The sequence below is a fragment of the Microterricola viridarii genome, from assembly GCF_900104895.1.
Lineage (GTDB): Bacteria > Actinomycetota > Actinomycetes > Actinomycetales > Microbacteriaceae > Microterricola > Microterricola viridarii.
In genome coordinates, this window is sequence record NZ_LT629742.1 from 2,327,342 (window position 1) to 2,348,972 (window position 21,631).

The following is a 21,631-nucleotide window of genomic DNA, read 5'->3' on the forward strand; positions in this document are numbered from 1 at the left end:
GTGACGGCCCGGGCCCCGCCAGTGGCGTTCTGGATGTGGCCGATCGGCCCCCTTTCGCACCTATCAGGAGGCATCCGTGTTCTCACGCTTCATCTACCGTCGTTCCGCACTCGTCGCCGGGGCGGCGTTTGTCGTCACCGCGGCGCTCACCGGTTGCAGCGCCGGCGCCTCTACCGGCGGCAACTCGACCGTCGGCGACTCGTCCGGCAGTGCCGCCGTCGAGGAGGCGCCGGCAGAGGCCGTGGCGGCGCCGGAGACGCCGGGACTCAACGTGCCGGTCACCGTCGGCGCCTTCGAGTTCACCGCCCTGTCGGCTGCCGACGCGGGCACCACGGTCGGCGCAGAGCCGTTCACGCAGACGGCTCAGGGAACCTACTACCAGCTGGACCTCAAGATCATGAACGTCGGTAACGATTCGCAGACCTTCATCGTGAACTACGTCACGCTTGAGGATGCCGAGGGCAAGAGCTACGACGCCGACTCCAGCGCCTCCCTGTACGCCGGCGGCGACGCCCAGACGTGGCTGGCTGCGATCAACCCCGGCAATGCCGTGCAGGGCCCGATCCTGTTCGACATCCCGGCCGGCGTGACGCCGGTGAAGCTGCACGTGAGCGACAACATGTTCACGGACGGCACGGCGATCCAGCTCGGCTAACGCCCACAGCGTGACCGGGTCAGCTCCTGCGCTGCCCCGGTCAGTGCGTCGGCGTGGAGACCTCGGTGCGGGCGTCGCGATCGGCGAGGCGCTGCACCGGCACCGCTCCCGTCACCACGGCATCGACACTCATCGAGCCGTCGACCGGGCCGATGATGGCGATCGGCGTGGTCGGGGTCGGGGCCAGCGGCTCGACCGGCATCGCGGCGAGCCGGCGGCGCTCCCGCAGATACGCCGGGATAAGCAGGGCGATCGCGCCGAACCAGGCGAGCGGGTTGCTCCACACCACACCGGCGAACCCGAAGAGCGAGCCGAGGACGATGGCCGCCCCGACGCGCATGGCGAGCTCGATGACCCCCGTCAGCGTCGGCACCACGGTGAGGCCGAGGCCCTGCAGCGCACCGCGCAGCACGAACAGCACACCCAACGAGGTGTACGTGAAGCCGCCGACGGCGAGCATGTATGCGGCATCCGCGACCACCGCGTCGGAGCCGTCGCCGACGAAGAGGCGCACCATCTGCTCGCCGAACAGGATGAGCAGGGCGCCGACGACGATCGCGGTGCCGATCGCCATCCACACGGCCTGAGCCACCCCGCGCCGGATCCGGTCCGGCCGGCGCCCGCCGAGGTTCTGCGCGGCGAACATGGATGCCGCCAGGCCGAGCGAGGAGAGCAGCGCCACCGCGATCGACTCGACGCGGGAGGCCGTCGTGTACGCGGCCACCGCCTCGGTGCCGAGCCCGTTCAGCGCCACCTGCACGGTGAGCGTTCCGATGGCGATGATCGAGGCCTGGAAACCCATCGGCAGGCCCACCCGCAGGTGCTCGGCAACCGCGGTCCGCGGCACGCGCCAATCGGCGCGGCGCAGGTGCAGAACGGGCAGCCGTCGGCGGACGTAGTCGAGGCAGAGCCCGACAGACACCGCCTGCGCGACGACCGTGGCCAGTGCGGCCCCGGCGACACCCCAACCCAGCGGCCCGACCATCAGCACGACGAGGCCGACGTTCAGCACACAGGCGAGCACCAGGAACAGCAGCGGGGTGCGCGAGTCGCCGATCGCGCGGATGACGGCGGAGAGGAAGTTGAAGAACATCACGGCGGATGCCCCGAGGAAGCTGACCTGGGTGAACACCGTCGCCTCGTCGAGCAGTTCCTCTGGAGTCTGCAGCAACTGGAGCGCCGGGCCGGCGATGAGCGGCGCCCCGACAGTCAGCACAATGCTGATGGCGCCGGTGAGCAGCGTGCCCGTCGCGACCGAACGTCGCACGGCGTCGAAGTCTCCCGCGCCGAACGCCTGCGCCGTCGGGATCGCGAACCCGGAGGTCACACCCCAGGCGAAACCGAGCAGCAGGAACAGCAGGGAGCCGGTCGCTCCGACCGCGGCGAGCGAGTCGACGCCGAGCCAGCGGCCGACGACGATGGCGTCGGCAACCTGGTAGAGCTGCTGCACGATGTTGCCGATCAGCAACGGAACGGCGAACACGAGAATGACCCGCCAAGGCGCGCCGGTAGTGAGGGATCTTGACATGGGTACTCGCACAGAAAGTGAGGGCGGTCGGATGGACGGCTCGCGCCGCCCGCAATCCTAGCAATCCGCCTGCCTCGGAGGCAGTAGCGAACTCGGGAGGAAACTCATCGCCGACCGGGGCGTCCCCGACCACCGTCCGCGTCCCAACAGGATGCCACAGACCGCCGTTTCTCCCGCGCTGCCGGATGCCGGCGCTGTCGTCCGTTGTCCGCCCCCGGGCTTCGGGCGCTGCGCTGCTCCTTCGTCGCGGCGCGGCCCCCTCCAGCCGACGTGCGGAGGCCAGCCGCCACCACCACCGTTGGTCGAGTAGGCGCGCCAGCGCCGTATCGAGACCCGGCGACCCGACCTCGCCAGCCTGCCCTTGCCCCCTCCGCCCTCTGCCGACCGGCCCCTCCCCACGTCGGCAGGACTCCCCTCCCCGCGTCGGCAGAACGCCCGACCCACGTCGGCAGGACTCCCCTCCCCGCGTCGGCAGAACGCCCGACCCACGGCGGCAGAATGCCCCGTCCCACGTCGGCTGAACGCCCCTCCCCACGTCGGCTGAGCGAGGAACGAGCGAAGCCCCGGAGCCCACCCGCAACGCTCGCCCGCGAGGGTCTACCCGAAGGTCACAATCAGGTCACGACGGCAGAAGTTGTCCACATTTGCCCTGATTTGGGCCCATTTTCGCCTCGCAGTGTCAGAGGTCGGTGAGACGCTTCAGTCATGGAAACGCAGCCAGCGAAGGCCCCCGCAACCGGGTTCGACCCGGTGCTGGATGCAGACCTGGCCGAGCTCTCCTCGGGTGCTTCCGCGGAGTGTGCGCTGCAGGCGGAACGCTACCGGCGCATCGATTCCGCCGTGCGCCGGGCGGTCGCGATCGCCGACCCGCTCGGCGGCCGCCCGTCCCTGGACGAGCAGTTCGCCCGCCGCAGCATCACCGCCGAGCTCGCCCTGATCCTGCGGGTGCACGAGCGCACCATGGTCGGCCTCATCTACGAGGCCGGGCAACTCTGCGGCACCTTCTCCAACACGCTGGTCGAGCTCTCCGCCGGCACCATCACCCAGCGGCACGCCCGCGAGATCCTCGCCGCGGCCGTCTTCCTGCCGCCCACCCTGCACGCCCCCTTCGAGCAGGAATCCCTGGTCAAAGCCCGCACCATGAACGTCTCCGCATTCCACAAGGCGGTTGCCCGGATCCGCGACCGGCTGCACCCAGACGCCCTCGCCGACCGCGCCGCCCGGTCCCGAGCCGACCGACGCCTGGTGTTCGAGCCGGACGCCGACGGGATGGCCTGGCTGCACCTCTACCTGGAGGCGGAGAAGGCCCTCGCCATCAGCACCCGAGTGGGCGACCTCGCCACGGAGGCGCAGAAGGAGGCGGCCGAGGCCGGCGAGCTGGTGACAGACGTGGTGGCAGCGGACGAGGCCACAGGCGAACTGACCGACGACATCCTGAGCGCGGGCACCCACGCTCAGCTCGAGGCCGACATCGCCGCCGAGCTACTGCTCGGCCTCCCCACTCAGAGCACCGACGACGGCCAGACCCACATCCCGACGCTCGCGTTCGCCCGCCCCGAGGTCTTCGTCGCCGTCCCAAAACTCACCATCGGCATCGACACCCTCATCGGCACCTCGGAGGAGCCGGCCGAACTCCACGGCTACGGCCCGATCGACGCCGACACGGCCAGACGGCTCGTCGCCGAGGCCCCGACACTGCACCGGATCCTCACCGACCCGCTCGACGGCACCCCGCTGCAGCTGGACCCGACCCAGTACCGGCTGAGCGCGTCGCTCCGGCGCTGGATCCTGTACCGGGACGAGACGTGCCGGTTCCCGGGCTGCACGAGGAAGGCCGAGCGTTCCGAGACCGACCACACCCGGGCCTGGGAGAGCGGCGGGCTGACCGTCGAGGACAACCTGGCCGTGCTCTGCAAGAAGCACCACCGGCTCAAGCACAACTCCCGCTGGCGGGTGCGGCAGACAGGCGGCGGGAACCTGAACTGGAGGTCGCCGGGCGGCCGCGAGTACACGACGACCCCGTCCCGGATGCAACACGCCCCACCGCGACCACCGACGGTTCCGACGGCCTCAACCGTCGAAATCGGACCGCCACTACTATTCAACGACGCCCCACCGTTCTAGCTTGACGCTGCCACGCCACAAGCCGGGTCGCAGGCACCGCAAACCCAGATACCAAGTAGCGCTCGGGTTTGACATAGTAGTGACGACACTGGTGCCAAGAATGCGGCACTCCGATCAGGGAAGAGCAATGACCACACCGCATCTCGGCAGCGCTGCCGCGCTCGTCTCCCAGCTCACGCTCGACGAGAAGCTCCTGCTTCTCTCAGGGGCAAACATGTGGGCGACGCAGACGGTGGGCGCGATTCCCTCGACGTTCCTCGCGAACGGCCCGAACGGTGTCGGCAAGCAGGCCTCCGAAGCCGACCACGTCGGCGGCGGAGAGATGCTGCCAGCGACCTGCTTCCCCTCCCCCTCGGCGCTCGCCTCCTCCTGGGACGTGGCGCTCGTCGAGGAGGTCGGGGTGGCGCTCGGCCGCGAATCCCGCTCGAAGGATGTCGGCGTGCTGCTCGGGCCCGGGCTCAACATCAAGCGCCACCCCGGCGGCGGGCGTGTTTTCGAGTATTTCTCCGAAGACCCTCACCTGTCGGGCAAGATCGCCGCCGCGCTCGTGCGCGGAGTGCAGTCGCAGGGCGTCGGCTCCTCGATCAAGCACTTCGCCGGCAACAACCAGGAGACCTTCCGGATGCGGCTGGACTCCATCATCGACGAGCGCACGCTGCGCGAGATCTACCTCACCGGTTTCGAGATCGCGGTGCGGGAGTCGGACCCGTGGACGGTCATGACCTCGTACAACCTGGTCAACGGCGAGCACCCCGGCGAGTCGCAGCGGCTCCTCGCGCAGATCCTCCGCGAGGAGTGGGGCTTCACCGGTCTCGTCATGAGCGACTGGTTCGCCGTCTCCGACCGCCCGGCCGGCATCCGCGCGGGGCTCGACCTCGAGATGCCGGGCAACAACGGAATCTGGACCGGGCGCGTCAAGAAGGCCATCGCCGAGGGCACCCTCACCCTTGCCGAGGTGGATGCCGCGGCCACCCGTGTTGCCGAACTCGCCCTGCGCGCCGCCGCAGCAGCAGCCGGCCCCGCCGTTCCGGCCGACCTCGACGCCCACCACGCCCTCGCACGCCGCGCCGCGGCCGCCGGCACCGTCCTGCTCCGCAACGACGGCATCCTGCCGCTCCGCGCAGAGGGCACGATCGCGATCATCGGCGCCGCCGCCGAGACCCCCCGCTACCAGGGCGTCGGGAGCGCGCATGTCAACGCCGTCACAGTCGAGACCGTGCTCGACGCGCTGCCCGGGCGCCTCGGCACGAGCGCCGAGTTCACCTTCGCGCGCGGCTACGACGCCACCTCCGGTGCTGTCAGCGCAGAGGACTCCGCCGCAGCGTACGCGGCCGCCGAGGCCGCCGACGTCGCCGTCCTCCTCCTCGCCATCCCGGCGGGCAAGGAGGCAGAGGGCATCGACCGCGAGAACCCCGTCTTCCCGCCGGCCATGAACGAGCTGGTACGCACCGTGACGGCGGCAAACCCGCGAACAGTCGTCGTGCTCGTCAACGGCGCTCCCCTGGAGCTGCCGTGGGCGGACGCCCCCGCCGCGCTGCTGGAGGCCTATCTGGGCGGCCAGGCGGCCGGGCCGGCGATCGTCGACGTGCTCTTCGGTGATGCGGAGCCCGGCGGGCGGCTCGGCGAGAGCTTCCCCGTCGCGGCAGCAGACCTGCCGGCGTCGGCAAACTTCCCGACGACGAGCCCCACGCAGGTGCAGTACCGCGAGAACATCTACGTCGGCTACCGCTTCCACGACTCGTTCGGGATCGCCCCGCGCTTCCCGTTCGGGCACGGCCTCGGCTACACCAGCTTCGAGTACGGGGCGCTGGAGGTCTCCGGTGAGGGCGTCAACCTGGCCATCACCGTCCCCGTGACGAACACGGGCGAGCGCGCCGGGTCGGAGGTCGTGCAGCTCTATGTGCACGCAAGCGAATCCGCGGTGCACCGGCCGGAGCAGGAACTCAAGGCGTTCGCCAAGGTGCACCTCGAACCCAACGAGACCCGACGCGTGACCCTGAGCTTGGGGCACCGGGCGTTCGCCGTCTACGACGTCGCGCGCTCCTCGTGGGCGGCGGAGAGCGGCGACTACGAGATCCGTGTCGGCTCCTCCTCGCGCGACATCCGCAGCTCCACGATCGTGCTTCTCGACACCGGCGACGCCGTGACCCCCGTCGAACGGCCCCAGGCTGCCGTGGCCAGCGCCGCCGAGTTCGCGCGACTCCTCGGCGGCCCGGTTCCCCCGGCCGCGGGGCTCGTGCCGTACAGCATCAACTCCCCCATCGACGACCTGCGCACCACGTGGTTGGGGCGTCGCCTGCACGGCGCGCTGCTCGGCGTCATCACGAAGAAGCTGCCAGCCGGCGGCGACGACGACACGCAGGCGATGATCACGGCCGTCGTCGGCGGCATGCCGCTGCGCACCCTCGTCGCGAACTCCGACGGCAAACTCAGCCTCGACACGATGGAGCGCATCGTGCGCGTGCTGAACGCCGCGTCGCCGGAGGCCCGGCACGCCCGGCGCGCGGCCACGACCTAGCCGGCCGACAACGCCCGGAAACAGAAAACCCCCGCCTGAGGCGGGGGTTTTTCGATGTGGGCCCTACTGGGCTCGAACCGATGACATCCACGGTGCAAATGTGGCTATAGCCCTGTCCGAGCAAGAATCCGCAAGATTCCGCGGCTTCTCCAGGACCCTTGATTTGCGGGATTCTGCAAGAACACGCGGATACTGACAGAGCTGTCGGCACCGCGGGTCCTGATTAATTTGGCGACAAAGTACGGAATCCCCAAGAAACTAACGACGCCGAGGCAAGAGCCTCGCAGATGACGCCTCTGCCCAGCTCTCAGTTGCTCCGGATCAAAGCAGTGGCGTACCTGCTCGAACTCTTCGGCGGCATCTGCGAGATCTGCGGAGCGCCGGTCGACGGGGAGCTCAGGAGCCCCATCCAGCAGCACCGCAGATAGACCATATTCGGCCTCGTTCGGAGGGCGGCAATGACGTCTGAGGGAAAGTTCGAATCCTCCACAACTCGTGCGACTCGGAACGCGGGCCGGGCCTGCTACCGGTTCCCAAAGAGCGGGCTGTTCGGCTGATGGCTCCCCGCATCGCCTGTCGAGAGGGGCTGCTTGCCCAGGCAGAGCTATACGCGATGGAGATGAATCAGGCGCAGCACAGGGCGGGCGTCCTTCAGCTGACGATGGATGCACTCACTCCCAATGATGGGTGTCTCGCTACGACGCAGCTCCGACGAAATGAAATCAGATTCAAAGCCCGAGGAGAGTGGTGTACGGCGGACTCCTCATGGCGCAGGCTCAAGCGAGAGATAGACGCCGCAACGCGTTCTGAATAGGCGCAGTTGCCGATGGTGCCGGAGAACTTGTCGCATGGGTGCGTCCCCGCCTGCCGGTGATTCGGGTCACTTTGAAGTTAGAGCTTCCGGTGCGCCGGGATCGGCGATCGCACGGAGACATATAGGCTCCACTGAGTTCAATTTAGATGAGTCCCCGCGGGGGTTTAGGGGAGCCCCATGGCTGACGTAGAAGTCAAGTACGAGACGAAGACCGCCACAACTGTACGCGGCATGGAGGCGCGCTCCATCGAGAAGGCAAAGCAGGACGGCTGGGAATTCGTATCCCAGACCGAACTCCCTTTGCTTCGCACCCAGCTGAGCTTCCGTCGTGTGAAACCCAAAGTCAACTGGACCCCATTCTTGATACTGGGCGGCGTGATCGTAGTCTTGGCCAGCATTATCACCGTGATGAGCATCGTCACCGGCGGGGACGACGGGGCGGCGTCGGTTCCAGCGGCACCCACTGCGACCGCGCAAGCCGGAGCGGAGGCCGAGGTGAAATCGGAGCCTGCCGCTGATGTGTTCGTCTACGAAGGCCCCGCATACGAACTCATCACCGCTGAAGATCCGATTAGCGAAGGCGGTCTGAGGCAGTATTGGGTGCTTACGGACAAGCTCGACTATTCGAACCCCAGTTTCAAAGAGCAGGTCAAGCTGATCATCACCGATGTCACTCGTGCGGCAAAGACGACCGACATCATCGTGCAGGTCGTCACCGATGCCGAGATCATCGAGGCGGAATCCTACTCAACATTTGAGAGCTACTCCGCGACACACGATGCGGATCACATGAAGAACGTGCTCTTCCCCAAGCAGGCGACCGACTGGGTCGCTTGGTACGCGGGCGGCTATGACTACGATGAGGTCGCGCTGACTGGGGCTGACGACACTTACACGCTCGACTGGCTCCCCGTGGGCTACGAGGGCCACGAGAAGTGGAAGCCGCTGGCTGAGGGCTAACTTTTTGGCTAGATGGCGTGCCCCGCTCCGTGAGATGCGCCGGCGGTTCGCGAGCGACACGCCTACGCCGACCGGGTGAACTCTTCCTGTGAGGCATCCGTGCTGCACGAGGCCAAGCGTCTACGGCGAGCCACCTCGCCTAGCCTCCGTTCAGGCCATGCCTACGCGTGTCCAGCGCCACCTTGAAGTGGCTCTCTGCTGCATCGATCACCGATGTAGGTGTCGCCGGATCGAATACACGCAGGAGCGAGAAGCGGAAGCTGGCCGGCTGGAGTCCGCGGAGCATGACGTTGCCACCGTGCCCGTTGGCCGCATATGCGCCCCACCGCTGACGGATGTTCTCGAGGCCTTCCGCTTTGCCAACGTACTGGCGCCCGTCGCTGGTGTCAGTGATCAAATAGATACCGGCAACGGATGCGAGCGCGGTACGCCACGAGGCGTACCGGTGTTCACGCATCACCGCCTGGAGTTTCGCATGATCGAGCACGAGCCGGTCAAACCCGGGGAAGGGCACCGGCTCCGCATCGGCGATTCCCATCACAGGGAGGCTTGCCGCTGTGTTGGCCCATACCCACCAGGCACGCGGCGACCTCCATCCGATTACGAGCCGGTTTCGAAGGTCCGTCATGTGATCTGACTCGACCACGTCGAAGATCCGACGCACCCCGTCATTGGCAATCTCGCCGCGGTTCTCGACGACGCCCCAGAGCCGGGCCTGGTCACCGCCCTCCTTGATGAAGACGATCCAAAAACGAGGCGGTACCGCCGGGAACCTCTGCGTGATTGCGGACTGGTTTCTCGTGTACTGGAGAATCTCTGCGTCGGTGGAGTCCGCGTGTATGCCTGGTAGGCCGCTGTCCTCATGTGTTCGCACATACGCGTGTCGGATCACCAGGGCGTCAGCGAGGTCGATGCCCGCGTCAAGGAGAATCGGGCCAGTCGTTAGCGCCATCCGGGACTCCCTCTTTCAGTTCGATCCATTGTGCCGTGACGTTCACACGTTGCCAGACGTGGGAGTCTGGAATCTCGCGACCGGACCATGCTCACGCGGATGTTTGAACAGCTGGTTAGGACGTGGAACGACAGCGGTTCGATCGTCGGCTACGGCGTCAAGCGCGGCCTGCTTCAACATCGTTCCGCCATTTCGGATACTGATACGTGTCGAATACAGTCGCACGGCAAAATCGAGTGTGAAGTCGGTCTGAGGCGCCAGCTCAGCCCCCGTTCCAGCCGCGCTGAACCAGAGCAAAAGCACGCCTGCGGCTTCCACGAACTTGGTGGTTTCATTGCTGAACCGGCATGTTGCGAAGAAAACTGCCTTCTTCCGTTCCGCTGCCGCAATACCAGCGATCTGTCGCACTGCGTCAACGCCCTTGGATCCGGTCTTCGCGTCGTAAATCTTTACCTGAGCTACAAACCGACCCCACGAGCCAGCAACGCCGCCGCCTGTCCTACGTCGGGACGTCTCAGCATCGCGTACCCCCAGCCATCGCATCCAATCCCGGGATTGATATCAAGGCTGTTAGTACGTGGCTTGGGCACAGCGACACCGCGATCACGCTCCGCTTCTACATCCATTGGATGGGGATCGCCGACGACCCTCATGCGAGGACCGTGCTCAACGCTCGGGCGAGTGCGCCGAACGCTGAGGTACGAGTTCTGCGGAAGGTTGCCGTGCGCAGGGCCTAGACAATCCATTGACGCGCGCCGGATACCAGTGGGCGTTTTGTGTTGCACCTTACCCAGCTATCCGCAACAGCCTGGCGAAGCTCGCCACCGACACCTCACCGACACGCGGCCAGCATTTGGGCCACAGCGCCACCGTCTCACACAAAAAACCCCGCCTGAGGCGGGGTTTTCTCTGTGGGCCCTACCGGGCTCGAACCGATGACATCCACGGTGTAAACGTGGCGCTCTACCAACTGAGCTAAAGGCCCATTGCGGGTGGATCACGCGCAACGACTCATCTACCTTACCGACATTTTCGGATGCCGCGCGCCACTGGCCCCGCCTGCGCATCGCTGCCTACACTCATGGTCATGCGCATCTCGCCGGCGAAGGACGATGGTCGCGACGCCCAGGAGCGCCGCTCGGAGACGCGCTGGCCGGCGTTCGCGGGTCTGGTCGTCGCGATCCTGCTCTACGTGAGCGTGCCGAACCCCGACACGGTTGTGCTCCGCCAGGTTGCCACCGTGATCCTGCTGCTCATGTTCATCCCCCTGGTGATCCAGAACCCGCACCGCCTCACCCGGCAGACGCAGTGGTCGCGTTGGCTGTCGATCAGTTTTGCCGCGCTGCTGGTGATCGCCAACCAGGTCAACGTCGCCTACGTCATCCGCTCGCTCATCGACGGCTCGGCCAACGGCCCCACGCTGCTCCTGACGGCCCTGCAGGTGTGGATCACCAATGTGATCGCCTTCGGCCTGTTGTACTGGGACCTCGATCGCGGCGGCCCCGTCGCCCGCGGAAACCTCGAACGCAGCCAGCTGCCCATCGCCGACTTCAAATTCCCGCAGGACGAGAGCAGCGACGACGTCGACGAGATTCGCCGCGTCTCCGCGCAGGCCGCGGACTGGCGGCCCGGCTTCGTCGACTACCTCTACGTCTCGCTGACCAACATGATGGCGTTCAGCCCGACGGATGCCATGCCGATGCGCTCGCGCACGAAGCTGATCATGGCGGCCCAGGCGCTCACCGGGTTCGTCCTGTTGGCGCTCGTCATCTCGCGGGCCGTCAACATCCTCGCCGCGACCTAGGCACGCCCGGCGCGTCTACGCGGCGGGCTGCTCCTCCAGCTCGGCCAGCGCGGCCCGGTACGCGTCCAACTGGCGCGCCTCGCCGGGCGCCGTGACGAAGTGGGCGCGGATGACGCCGGCCTTGTCGATCAGCACGGTGGCGCGTGTCGCGAAGCCCTTCTCCGGCAGGAACGCGCCGTACTGGGCGGCAACCTCCCCGTGCGGCCAGAAATCGGCCAGGAGCTGGAAATCGTAGCCCTCCTGCTCACCCCAGGCCCGGAGCGCGTACTTGGAGTCGACGGACACGCCGATGAGCTCGACGTCCTGAGCCGCGAACAGGGCGAGATTGTCGCGCAGCTCGCACAGCTCCCCCGTGCACGTGCCGGAGAAGGCCAGCGGGAAGAACACCAGCGCGACGGACTTCTTCCCCCTGAAATCACTGAGCTTCACGCCCTGACCCCACTGGTTGGCCAACTCGAAATCGGGGGCGGTCTGGCCAATCTGCAGCGTCACTCTGGGGCTCCTGTTCTGATTCGGCCCGGATATCGCCGAATGCACGCCTCGATCGTAGCCGCCCGGTGTCCGCGTACCCGAAATAGAATCAATAGGATGGCGTACTGTGCCCGGTCGCGACCCGACCTGGTTTTCGCTTGTGTTCAGATTGTTTTTGAGCGCGCTGACACGGCCTGCCCTGCACACGCGATCGGTACTAGAACAAAGAGAGAGGTCGACTGTGACTGTCAACGACCAGGACCCTTACTCGGTCAACAACGTGGACTCCGACCCGGAGGAAACGGCCGAGTGGGCCGAATCGCTCAACGCGCTTGTCGCTGCTCACGGGCACGAACGCGGCCGCGAGATCATGCTGAGCCTGCTGAAGCGCTCCAAAGAGCTGCACCTCGGCGTGCCCATGGTTCCGACCACGGACTACATCAACACCATCGCGCCCGAGGACGAGGCAGCATTCCCCGGCGACGAGGGCATCGAGCGCCGTTACCGCGCCTGGCTGCGCTGGAACGCCGCCGTCATGGTGCACCGCGCACAGCGTCCCGGCATCTCCGTCGGCGGCCACATCTCGACCTACGCCGGAGCGGCCTCGCTCTACGAGGTCGGCTTCAACCATTTCTTCCGCGGCCAGGACCACCCGGGCGGCGGAGACCAGATCTTCATCCAGGGCCACGCCTCCCCCGGCACCTACGCCCGCGCCTACCTCGAGGGCCGCCTGAGCGAGCAGCAGCTCGACGGATTCCGCCAGGAGAAGTCCCAGGCCCCGTACGGCCTCTCCTCCTACCCGCACCCGCGCCTCATGCCCGAGTTCTGGCAGTTCCCGACCGTGTCGATGGGCCTCGGCCCGATCAACGCGATCTACCAGGCGCAGACCAACCGCTACCTCACCAACCGCGGAATCAAGGACGCCAGCGACCAGCAGGTCTGGGCGTTCCTCGGCGACGGCGAGATGGACGAGGTCGAGAGCCGCGGCCAGCTCCAGGTCGCAGCCAACGAGGGCCTGGACAACCTCAACTTCGTCATCAACTGCAACCTGCAGCGCCTTGACGGCCCCGTCCGCGGCAACGGCAAGATCGTGCAGGAGCTGGAGAGCTTCTTCCGCGGTGCCGGCTGGAACGTCATCAAGGTCGTCTGGGGCCGCGAGTGGGACGACCTGCTCGCCCGCGACACCGACGGCGCCCTGCGCACGCTGATGAACGTCACCCCCGACGGTGACTACCAGACCTACAAGGCCGAGAACGGCGCCTACGTCCGCGAGAACTTCTTCGGCCGGGACCCCCGCGCCCTCGAGCTCGTCAAGGACCTGAGCGACGACCAGATCTGGGGCCTCAAGCGCGGCGGCCACGACTACCGCAAGATCTACGCGGCGTTCAAGGCGGCATCCGAGCACAAGGGCCAGCCGACCGTCATCCTGGCGAAGACCGTCAAGGGCTACGGCCTCGGACCGAGCTTCGAGGGCCGCAACGCGACCCACCAGATGAAGAAGATGACGCTGGACAACCTTAAGACGTTCCGCGACGCGATGCACATCCCCATCACCGACGCGCAGCTCGAAGAGAACCCGTACCTGCCGCCGTACTACAAGCCGGCAGACAACGACGAGGCGATCCAGTACCTGCACGACCGCCGTCGCGAGCTCGGTGGCTACCTGCCGGAGCGCCGCAGCGCGCACACGGCGATCTCGCTGCCGGATGACTCGGCCTACGCCATCGCCAAGAAGGGCTCCGGCACCCAGGAGATCGCCACCACCATGGCGTTCGTCCGACTGCTCAAGGACCTGATCCGCTCCAAGGAGTTCGGCCACCGCATCGTGCCGATCATCCCGGACGAGGCGCGCACCTTCGGCATCGACGCCTTCTTCCCGACGGCGAAGATCTACAACCCGAACGGCCAGCACTACACCTCGGTCGACCGCGAACTGCTGCTCGCCTACAAGGAGAGCCCGCAGGGCCAGATCATCCACGTCGGCATCAACGAGGCCGGCGCCCTGGCGTCGTTCACGAACATCGGAACCAGCTACGCCACGCACGGCGAGCCGCTGATCCCGTTCTACGTGTTCTACTCGATGTTCGGCTTCCAGCGCACCGGCGACGCCATCTGGGCCGCCGGAGACCAGATGGCCCGCGGCTTCATGATCGCCGCGACCGCCGGGCGCACGACGCTGACCGGCGAGGGCCTGCAGCACGCCGACGGCCACTCCCTGGTGCTCTCCGCCACGAACCCGGCCGTCGTCTCCTACGACCCGGCCTACGGCTACGAGATCGGCCACATCGTCCGCAGCGGCCTGGAGCGCATGTACGGCGGGGCGCACGAAGACCCCAACGTCATGTACTACCTGACCGTCTACAACGAGCCGATCATCCACCCGGCCGAGCCGGAGGGTCTCGACGTCGACGGCGTCGTGCGCGGCATCTACAAGCTCAAGGACGGCGCGGCCGCCGGCCCGAAGGCTCAGCTGCTGGCATCCGGTGTCTCGGTCGCCTGGGCCCTCGAGGCGCAGGAGCTGCTCGCGGCTGACTGGGGCGTGTCGGCGGATGTCTGGTCGGTCACCTCGTGGAGCGAGCTGCGCCGCGACGGCCTGGCCGCAGACGAGCACAACTTCCTGTACCCGGAGGAAGAGCCCCGCACGCCGTACGTCTGGCAGAAGCTGGGCGCGGCCCAGGGCCCGTTCGTCGCTGTGACGGACTTCTCGCACAGCGTGCCGGACCAGATCCGCCCGTTCATCCCCGGCACCTACGCGACGCTCGGAGCCGATGACTTCGGCTTCAGCGACACGCGTGCCGCCGCCCGCCGCTACTTCAAGATCGACGGACCGTCGATGGTCGTCCGCACGCTGCAGCTGCTTGCTGCACGCGGCGAGGTCGACCCCGGCGCACCCGCGCAGGCGATCGCGAAGTACCGTCTGCACGACGTCAACGCCGGCACGACGGGCTCAGCCGGGGGCGAGAGCTAACAAACCGTGGCGACGAGGCCGAAGACAAAAGAAGAGACGCTGGCTTGGCTGCGCACCCTCTCCGGTGAGCTGTCAACCACGACGTTGAAGCGTCTCGAGGAGACGCTGCCCTGGTATGGCGACATGCCACCGGGGCGGCGCTCCGCCGTCGGCCTCGTCGCGCAAGCGGGCATCACCTCGTTCATCTCCTGGTACGACGACCCGGCCTCCACGCCGTGGATCGCCGCGGACGTGTTCGGGGCCGCCCCGCGCGAGCTCCTCCGCTCGGTCAGCCTGCAGCAGACGCTGCAGCTGATCCGGGTCGTCGTCGAGGTCGTCGAGGAGCGGATCAAGGACCGCGGCGAGGGCCTGCACGAGGCGATCCTGCTCTACTCGCGGGAGATCGCCTTCGGCGCCGCCGACGTCTACGCCAGGGCCGCCGAGGCCCGCGGCCTCTGGGACGCGCGCCTGGAGGCACTGGTCGTCGACTCGATCCTCTCCGGCGAGTACGACGACGAACTGCCCAGCCGCATCGCCGCGCTCGGCTGGCACGGCCACGGCGAGGTCTCCGTGCTCGTCGGCACCACGCCGCGCATGCTGGACGTCGACCAGCTGCGCCGCGCCGCCCGGCATATGTCTGCCGACGTGCTCATCGGCGTGCAGGGCAACCGGCTGGTGCTCGTGATCGGCCGCTCGCAGCCCTCTCCGGGGGCCACCGCCGAGACGGACGACGAGTCCAAGCCGATCGAGCCGGTCATCAGCTTCATGGAGATGGCCGTGCAGCTGGAACCGCACTTCGGCCAGGGCCACCTCGTGCTCGGCCACGAGGTGCCGAACCTGGTGGACGCCTCCAAGAGCGCCAAGGCGGCGCTGGCCGGCTTCGCCGTCGCCCACTCCTGGCGGCACGCCCCGCGCCCAGTGCAGGCCGACGACCTGCTGCCCGAGCGCGCCCTGGCCGGCGACCCGCTGGCCCGCGCCACCCTCATCCACCGCATCTACCGCCCGCTGCAGGCGCACTCCACCGAGCTGCTCACCACCCTGTGGTGCTACCTCGACAACGGGCGCTCGCTCGAGGCGACGGCGCGCGAGCTCTTCGTGCACCCGAACACCGTGCGCTACCGACTGAAGCGCGTCTCCGAGGTGATCGGCTGGGATGCCACCGGCGCCCGCGAGGCGCTGATTCTGCAGTCCGCACTCATCATCGGCTCCATCAGCGACCACGACGGCCTGCGCCGACGCCGCTGATTTGCCCCACAATTTGTGCGAGATTCACAAGGGTCTCGCCGATACGCTGTCGATGCTCCACATCACAGCACGGCATGAGATTGGCAAACTAGAGAAGTGATCGTCGTCGTCTGCCCTGGACAGGGCTCCCAAACCCCCGGTTTCCTCGAGCCCTGGCTGGCCGAACCGCAATTCGCCGAGCGCCTGCGCGCCCTCTCGGATGCCGCGGGCACCGACCTGCTCGCCCACGGAACCGTGAGCGACGCCGACACCATCCGCGACACGGCCGTGGCCCAGCCGCTCATCGTCGCGGCCGGCATCCTCACCCTGCAGGCCCTGCTCGCCGGGGGCCGCCGGGACAAGATCGCCGGCATCGCCGGGCATTCCGTCGGTGAGATCACCGCGGCAGCCGGCGCCGGCATCCTGAGCGACGAGAACGCGATCCGCTTCGTCGGCGAACGCGGCCGCGCCATGGCATCCGCCGCCGCCGCCCAGCCCACCGGCATGAGCGCCGTCCTCGGCGGTGACGAGGCCGAGCTCCTCGCCCGGCTCGCCGAACTCGGCCTCGAGCCGGCCAACTACAACGGCGGCGGCCAGATCGTCGTCGCCGGCGCCCTGCCGGCACTCGCCGCCCTCGCGGAGGAGCCGCCGGCCAAGGCCCGCGTCATCCCGCTGCAGGTCGCCGGCGCCTTCCACACCCGGTATATGCTTCCGGCCGTCGCGCACCTCAGCGAGGTCGCCGCGACCCTCAGCCCGAGCGACCCGACCCTCCCGATCTGGACCAACAACGACGGCACCCGGGTCGAGAGCGGCTCCCGCTTCGTCGACCTGCTCGTCGGCCAGGTCTCGTCCCCCGTGCGCTGGGACCTCTGCATGGAGTCCTTCGCGGCGGCCGGCGTCACCGGCATCATCGAGCTGGCCCCGGCCGGCGCGCTCACCGGCCTGGCCAAGCGCGCCCTCCGCGGCGTTCCCACCGTCGCCATCAAGACCCCCGATGACCTGCCCGCGGCGTTCGAGCTCCTCGACAACGCGTAGTCTCACACTCCTCCACAGCAGATCGGCTTTCAGACCATGACCCGTCCCACCCTGCAGCAGTCGCACGGCCCGGCCCACACCCGCATCTACGCGGTCGGCGCGGCGCGCGGCTCCGTCGCCGTCACGAACGACGACATCGCCGGGCCCATCGACTCCTCCGACGAGTGGATCCAGCAGCGCACCGGCATCATCACCCGCACCCGTGCGACCGCCGACGTCTCGGCGCTGGACCTGGCCACGGATGCCGCCCGCGAGGCGATCGAGCGCAGCGGCATCGCCCCCGAGCTCATCGACGCCGTCATCGTCGCCACCATCAGCAACACGCAGCAGTCGCCGTCGATGGCCGCCGTCGTCGCCGACCGGGTCGGCGCGAACCCCGCCGCCGCCTACGACGTCAACGCCGCCTGCGCCGGGTACGCCTACGCCGTCGCCCAGGCCGACGCCCTGATCCGCGCGGGCGTCGCCCACTACGCGCTCGTCATCGGCGCGGAGAAGCTCTCCGACATCGTCGACCCCACCGACCGCAGCATCTCGTTCCTGCTCGGCGACGGCGCGGGCGCCGTCGTCATCGGCCCGAGCGACTTCGCCGGCATCTCCCGCACCGTCTGGGGGTCCGACGGCTCCAAGGCCGCCGCGGTCGGCATGAACCACACGCTGGTCGAGTACCGTGACGGCGCCGCCGAGTGGCCCACGCTCCGCCAGGAGGGCCAGACGGTCTTCCGCTGGGCCGTCTGGGACATGGCGAAGGTGGCCAAGGAGGCCCTCGCCGCCGCCGGCATCACCGCCGACGACCTCGCCGCCTTCATCCCCCACCAGGCCAACATGCGCATCATCGACGAGTTCGCCAAGCAGCTGAAGCTGCCGGAGAGCGTGGCCATCGCCCGCGACATCGCGACGACCGGCAACACCTCGGCGGCGTCGATCCCGCTGGCCACCCACCGCCTGCTCGAGGAACACCCCGAGCTGAGCGGCGGCCTCGCCCTGCAGATCGGCTTCGGCGCCGGCCTGGTCTTCGGCGCACAGGTCGTGGTGCTGCCCTAACAGTCCTGCCGTCCCCCTAAACTAGGTGGCGGTCAAACGAAACACCCCCCTCAAGGAGAAAACACATGGCATTGTCCACCGAAGAAGTTCTTGCCGGCCTGGCCGAGCTCATCAACGACGAGACTGGCATCGCGACCGACACGGTTGAGCTGGGCAAGTCGTTCACCGACGACCTCGACATCGACTCGATCTCGATGATGACGATTGTCGTCAACGCTGAAGAGAAGTTCGACGTCAAGATCCCCGACGAAGAGGTCAAGAACCTCAAGACCGTTGGTGACGCTGTCACCTTCATCGTCGGAGCCCAGGCTTAAGACCCCTTTCCCCGTCTGGCGGGTCGGCTCAGCCCGACCCGCTTGACCGGGCATGCCCGCTTGTTCCTCACTGCGTGGAGAGTTTGACCGTTATGACCAAAAAGATTGTTGTTACGGGTATCGGTGCGACGTCGCCCCTCGGCGGAACCGTATCCGAGACCTGGGAAGCGCTGCTCGCCGGCGTCTCCGGCGCCGAGACGCTCCCCTTCGAATGGGTTGAGCAGTACGAGCTTCCCGTGAAGTTCGCCGCCCGTGCGAAGGTTCGCCCCGAAGAGGTCCTCGACCGTCCTGTGGCGAAGCGCCTCGACCCCTCGGCGCAGTTCGCCCTGATCTCGGCCATGGAGGCGTGGGCGGATGCCGGCGCACCCGATGTCGCCCCGGAACGCCTGGGCGTCGACTTCGCCACCGGCATCGGCGGCATCTGGACCCTGCTCGACGCGTGGGACGTCCTCCGCGAGAAGGGCCCCCGCCGCGTCCTCCCCATGACCGTGCCGATGCTGATGCCGAACGCGGCCTCCGCGGCCGTATCGATGCACTTCGGTGCGCGCGCCTTCGCCCGCACCGTGGCCTCCGCCTGCGCCTCGAGCACCGAGTCGATCGTGAACGCCTACGAGCACCTGCAGGCCGGGTACGCGGACGTCGTCATCGCCGGCGGCACCGAGAGCGCCATCCACCCCATCACCATGGCCTCCTTCTCCTCGATGCAGGCGCTCTCCAAGCGCAACGACGACCCGTCGCACGCCTCCCGGCCCTACAGCGTCGACCGTGACGGCTTCGTCATGGGCGAGGGCGCGGCCAGCCTCGTGCTCGAGACGGAAGAGCACGCCCTGGCCCGCGGTGCGCGCATCTACGCCGAGGTCGCCGGCGGCGGCGTCACCGCCGACTCGTACCACATCACCGCCAACGACCCGGAGGGTCGCGGCGCGAGCCGCGCCGTCGAGATGGCGCTCGAGCTGGCCGGCGCCCGCCCGGAGGATGTCACGCACATCAACGCGCACGCCACGAGCACGCCCGTTGGGGACATCGCCGAGTACGCGGCGCTCAAGGCCGTGTTCGGTGAGCGCGTCAACGAGATCCCCGTGTCTGGCACCAAGGGCGCAACCGGCCACCTCCTCGGCGGCACCGGCGCGCTGGAGGCCATCTTCACGATCCTCGCGATCACGAACCGCGTGGCACCGCCCACGATCAACCTCACCACGCAGGACCCCGAGATCCCGCTGACCATCTCCGGCCAGCCGATCCCGCTCGGCGACGGCCCGCAGCTGGCCATCTCCAACTCCTTCGGCTTCGGCGGCCACAACGCCGTCGTCGCGTTCCGGAGCGTCTAGCCCCAGAACCCCGACGCTCAGAAGGCCCGCACGGTATTCCGCGCGGGCCTTCTGCGTCTGTGGGGTCAGCCGGTCTTGTGCAGCCAGACCACCGGGGCGAAGTCGCTGGCGTAGCGGTACACGTCCAGCTCGTCGTCCCACTCCTGGCCGAGGGCGAGGCGCAGCTCCCGGTGCAGCTCCAGCGCGTCGGTGCCGGCGCGCGCCATGGCCGAGCGGATCCGGTCCTCCGGCACGACCATGTTGCCGGCGCTGTCGATCTGCACCCAGACGATGCCGAGGCTCGGCGTGTGCATCCAGCGGGACCCGTCGGAGCCGCTGCCGGCATCCTCGGTCACCTCGAACCGCAGCTGCTCCCAGCCGTGCAGGGCGGAGGCGATGGCGGCGCCGGTGCCGCGCTCGCCCTCCCAGTAGAACTCGGTGCGCAGGGCGCCGTCGAGGGCGGGCTGCCCGGCCCAGTCGAAGTTCACGGCGCGCTCAAGGGCCCGGCCGACCGCCCATTCGACGTGCGGGCACATAGCCTTGGGCGCCGAATGGACATAGATGACTCCCCGTGCGGGGCTCGCCTGACGGGCTGTGGGTGCCGTCATGTTCTCTCCGTTTCCTCTGAGGTGCGTCTTCCCCAACGACCTCTGAAACGGCTTCCCCAACGGGCACTTCCCCGATTATGCCCTGAGAGTGCGGCCAGCGTCTAGCCTCTGCGGCCTAGCATGGGGCATGGCTGCGCCCCTTCTCCTGCTGCACGCGTGGGGTGAGACCGGCCGCTCCTTCGACCGACTGCTGCCCCTGCTGCCGCCCGGCGTGGGGGCGCGGGCCGTCGACCAGCGCTGGGACGACTCCGCGGCGCCGCGTACACTCGCCTCGCTGGCGGCGGAGGTGCTGGCCTTCATGGATGCCGCCGGGCTGCCGCGCGCCGTGCTGCTCGGCTCCTCGAGCGGCGGCTACGTGGCCCAGGAGGTGGCGGTGGCCGCGCCGGAGCGCGTGGCCGGCCTCGTGCTCGTCGGCACCCCGCGCAGCCTGCGCGGAAGGCCGGCGTTTGCCGGGGACGTCGAGCGGCTGACCGACCCGGTAGGCGCCGGCTGGGTGCGGCGCTCGCTGGACTGGTTTCCCCGCGTCCAGGCCGTGCCGCCGTGGTACATCGACGACAGGGTCTCGGACGGCGCCCGGATCCCGGCCAGGGTGTGGCGCGAGACGTTGACGGCGCTGTGCACGGCGGAACCGCCCACCGAGAGCGGCGGCGTTCCTCTCGGCGCTGGGATAGCCGCTCCGCCCCGGAATTCCGCGCGCCCAGCGTGGCAACACCCCGGCGCGCCGGGTGCTGCATAGGCTCGAGGCACGAAGTGGGGTCGACGAGAGGAGCGGGATGTCGGTACGCGAGAGCCTGCTCGCCGTGCTCACCCTGGGGCCGGCCTACGGGGCACAGCTGCACGCGGAGCTCCTCTCCCGCCTCGGCCACCGCCGCGACATCAATGTCGGCCAGATCTACGCCACCCTCGACCGCCTCGGCAAGAGCGCCCTGGTGCGCGACGCCGGTGCCACCGCAGACGGCCTGCCGCTCTACGCGCTCACGCCCTCCGGCACGCTGGCCGCCCGGGAGTGGCTGAGCGTCGTCGGCCCGGGCCAGCTGGACTGGAACGAGATGCTGGACCAGCTGCTGGTCGCCTCCTCGCTGCCCGGCGCCCCATTCACGAGCCTGCTCGCCCAGCACCGCGAGCTCTGGGCCGCGCCGCTGCTGCGCGAGACCGAGCCGGAGTCCGCCCAGGGCGCCCTCGCCGCGGCATCCGAGGAGGAGCTGCGCGCGGCCGCCCTGCGCTGGCTCGACGCCTGCGAGGCGGCAGCAGCCAACACGGCGCTCGCCCGGCCGCTCAGCGAATCCCGCCCCCGCCGCGGGCGTCGCCCCGCGGCCTGAGCCACAGCCC

At 68.5% G+C, this 21,631-nt stretch carries 18 protein-coding genes and 1 tRNA gene; 13 read left to right on the forward strand and 6 right to left on the reverse strand.

The features are described from left to right. The first annotated feature begins 76 nt into the window (after window positions 1-76). Window positions 77-655, forward strand: coding sequence for a DUF4352 domain-containing protein (locus BLT62_RS10695; RefSeq protein WP_083364044.1), 579 nt, complete (start codon window positions 77-79; stop codon window positions 653-655). Window positions 656-695: 40 nt separating this feature from the next. Here the strand turns inward: BLT62_RS10695 and BLT62_RS10700 are convergent, their stop codons facing one another. Then, a complete protein-coding gene (locus tag BLT62_RS10700; protein ID WP_083364045.1) occupies window positions 696-2,183 on the reverse strand; it encodes an MATE family efflux transporter in 1,488 nt (495 codons plus the stop codon). Window positions 2,184-2,888: 705 nt separating this feature from the next. On the opposite strand from BLT62_RS10700, the gene BLT62_RS10710 reads away from it, so the two are divergent. From BLT62_RS10710 to BLT62_RS10720, 3 genes are all read left to right on the forward strand, one after another. Then, window positions 2,889-4,307, forward strand: a complete 1,419-nt coding sequence (locus BLT62_RS10710) for an HNH endonuclease signature motif containing protein (RefSeq protein ID WP_083364047.1) — start codon at window positions 2,889-2,891, stop codon at window positions 4,305-4,307. Window positions 4,308-4,434: 127 nt separating this feature from the next. Then, entirely contained in the window at window positions 4,435-6,825 is a 2,391-nt protein-coding gene (locus BLT62_RS10715) for a glycoside hydrolase family 3 C-terminal domain-containing protein (protein ID WP_083364048.1), read from the forward strand. 991 nt (window positions 6,826-7,816) lie between these two features. Further along, complete coding sequence (locus BLT62_RS10720; RefSeq protein ID WP_083364049.1) at window positions 7,817-8,599, forward strand: hypothetical protein; 783 nt, start codon at window positions 7,817-7,819, stop codon at window positions 8,597-8,599. A gap of 139 nt (window positions 8,600-8,738) precedes the next feature. On the opposite strand, the gene BLT62_RS10725 is transcribed toward BLT62_RS10720, so the two are convergent. The 3 genes from BLT62_RS10725 to BLT62_RS10730 all read right to left on the reverse strand — a co-directional run bounded on the left by BLT62_RS10725 (window position 8,739) and on the right by BLT62_RS10730 (window position 10,536). After that, window positions 8,739-9,551 (reverse strand): GIY-YIG nuclease family protein, encoded by an 813-nt coding sequence (locus tag BLT62_RS10725; protein WP_083364050.1) that lies wholly within the window; start codon window positions 9,549-9,551, stop codon window positions 8,739-8,741. Between the two features lie 42 nt (window positions 9,552-9,593). Beyond that, a complete protein-coding gene (locus BLT62_RS17690; RefSeq protein ID WP_156786312.1) occupies window positions 9,594-10,094 on the reverse strand; it encodes a restriction endonuclease in 501 nt (166 codons plus the stop codon). Window positions 10,095-10,463: 369 nt separating this feature from the next. Then, window positions 10,464-10,536 (reverse strand) — tRNA-Val (locus BLT62_RS10730). A gap of 102 nt (window positions 10,537-10,638) precedes the next feature. Between BLT62_RS10730 and BLT62_RS10735 the strand changes: the two genes are divergently transcribed. After that, the gene (locus BLT62_RS10735; RefSeq protein WP_083365418.1) at window positions 10,639-11,355 is read left to right on the forward strand and encodes a hypothetical protein; all 717 of its coding nucleotides are present in this window, start codon (window positions 10,639-10,641) and stop codon (window positions 11,353-11,355) included. 15 nt (window positions 11,356-11,370) lie between these two features. On the opposite strand, the gene BLT62_RS10740 is transcribed toward BLT62_RS10735, so the two are convergent. Next, on the reverse strand, window positions 11,371-11,847 hold the full coding sequence (locus BLT62_RS10740) for a peroxiredoxin (RefSeq protein WP_083364051.1): 477 nt from the start codon (window positions 11,845-11,847) through the stop codon (window positions 11,371-11,373). A gap of 220 nt (window positions 11,848-12,067) precedes the next feature. Here BLT62_RS10740 and aceE point away from each other — a divergent pair, with 220 nt between their 5' ends. The 6 genes from aceE to BLT62_RS10770 all read left to right on the forward strand — a co-directional run bounded on the left by aceE (window position 12,068) and on the right by BLT62_RS10770 (window position 19,715). Beyond that, window positions 12,068-14,794, forward strand: coding sequence for a pyruvate dehydrogenase (acetyl-transferring), homodimeric type (aceE, locus tag BLT62_RS10745; protein WP_083364052.1), 2,727 nt, complete (start codon window positions 12,068-12,070; stop codon window positions 14,792-14,794). Between the two features lie 6 nt (window positions 14,795-14,800). Beyond that, entirely contained in the window at window positions 14,801-16,018 is a 1,218-nt protein-coding gene (locus tag BLT62_RS10750; RefSeq protein ID WP_083364053.1) for a PucR family transcriptional regulator, read from the forward strand. 96 nt (window positions 16,019-16,114) lie between these two features. Continuing rightward, complete coding sequence (locus BLT62_RS10755; protein WP_083364054.1) at window positions 16,115-17,032, forward strand: ACP S-malonyltransferase; 918 nt, start codon at window positions 16,115-16,117, stop codon at window positions 17,030-17,032. A gap of 36 nt (window positions 17,033-17,068) precedes the next feature. Next, entirely contained in the window at window positions 17,069-18,073 is a 1,005-nt protein-coding gene (locus BLT62_RS10760) for a beta-ketoacyl-ACP synthase III (protein ID WP_083364055.1), read from the forward strand. A gap of 65 nt (window positions 18,074-18,138) precedes the next feature. Then, window positions 18,139-18,387 (forward strand): acyl carrier protein, encoded by a 249-nt coding sequence (locus BLT62_RS10765; protein ID WP_047410294.1) that lies wholly within the window; start codon window positions 18,139-18,141, stop codon window positions 18,385-18,387. A gap of 92 nt (window positions 18,388-18,479) precedes the next feature. Continuing rightward, window positions 18,480-19,715 (forward strand): beta-ketoacyl-[acyl-carrier-protein] synthase family protein, encoded by a 1,236-nt coding sequence (locus BLT62_RS10770; protein WP_083364056.1) that lies wholly within the window; start codon window positions 18,480-18,482, stop codon window positions 19,713-19,715. A 65-nt stretch (window positions 19,716-19,780) separates the two neighbouring features. On the opposite strand, the gene BLT62_RS10775 is transcribed toward BLT62_RS10770, so the two are convergent. Beyond that, a complete protein-coding gene (locus BLT62_RS10775; RefSeq protein ID WP_083364057.1) occupies window positions 19,781-20,302 on the reverse strand; it encodes a DUF3145 domain-containing protein in 522 nt (173 codons plus the stop codon). 127 nt (window positions 20,303-20,429) lie between these two features. On the opposite strand from BLT62_RS10775, the gene BLT62_RS10780 reads away from it, so the two are divergent. Together BLT62_RS10780 and BLT62_RS10785 are read left to right on the forward strand one after the other, a co-directional pair. Then, entirely contained in the window at window positions 20,430-21,038 is a 609-nt protein-coding gene (locus BLT62_RS10780; RefSeq protein ID WP_083364058.1) for an alpha/beta fold hydrolase, read from the forward strand. Window positions 21,039-21,075: 37 nt separating this feature from the next. After that, window positions 21,076-21,621, forward strand: coding sequence for a PadR family transcriptional regulator (locus tag BLT62_RS10785; RefSeq protein ID WP_083364059.1), 546 nt, complete (start codon window positions 21,076-21,078; stop codon window positions 21,619-21,621). The last annotated feature ends 10 nt before the right edge of the window (window positions 21,622-21,631 follow it).

Coding starts and splice junctions, on each gene's coding strand:
- BLT62_RS10700 (WP_083364045.1), bottom strand. CDS start 2,183: ATGTCAAGATCCCTCACTACCGGCGCGCCTTGGCGGGTCATTCTCGTG.
- BLT62_RS10710 (WP_083364047.1), top strand. CDS start 2,889: ATGGAAACGCAGCCAGCGAAGGCCCCCGCAACCGGGTTCGACCCGGTG.
- BLT62_RS10735 (WP_083365418.1), top strand. CDS start 10,639: ATGCGCATCTCGCCGGCGAAGGACGATGGTCGCGACGCCCAGGAGCGC.
- BLT62_RS10765 (WP_047410294.1), top strand. CDS start 18,139: ATGGCATTGTCCACCGAAGAAGTTCTTGCCGGCCTGGCCGAGCTCATC.
- BLT62_RS17690 (WP_156786312.1), bottom strand. CDS start 10,094: ATGCGATGGCTGGGGGTACGCGATGCTGAGACGTCCCGACGTAGGACA.
- BLT62_RS10780 (WP_083364058.1), top strand. CDS start 20,430: ATGGCTGCGCCCCTTCTCCTGCTGCACGCGTGGGGTGAGACCGGCCGC.
- BLT62_RS10725 (WP_083364050.1), bottom strand. CDS start 9,551: ATGGCGCTAACGACTGGCCCGATTCTCCTTGACGCGGGCATCGACCTC.
- BLT62_RS10785 (WP_083364059.1), top strand. CDS start 21,076: ATGTCGGTACGCGAGAGCCTGCTCGCCGTGCTCACCCTGGGGCCGGCC.
- BLT62_RS10715 (WP_083364048.1), top strand. CDS start 4,435: ATGACCACACCGCATCTCGGCAGCGCTGCCGCGCTCGTCTCCCAGCTC.
- BLT62_RS10775 (WP_083364057.1), bottom strand. CDS start 20,302: ATGACGGCACCCACAGCCCGTCAGGCGAGCCCCGCACGGGGAGTCATC.
- BLT62_RS10720 (WP_083364049.1), top strand. CDS start 7,817: ATGGCTGACGTAGAAGTCAAGTACGAGACGAAGACCGCCACAACTGTA.
- BLT62_RS10760 (WP_083364055.1), top strand. CDS start 17,069: ATGACCCGTCCCACCCTGCAGCAGTCGCACGGCCCGGCCCACACCCGC.
- BLT62_RS10770 (WP_083364056.1), top strand. CDS start 18,480: ATGACCAAAAAGATTGTTGTTACGGGTATCGGTGCGACGTCGCCCCTC.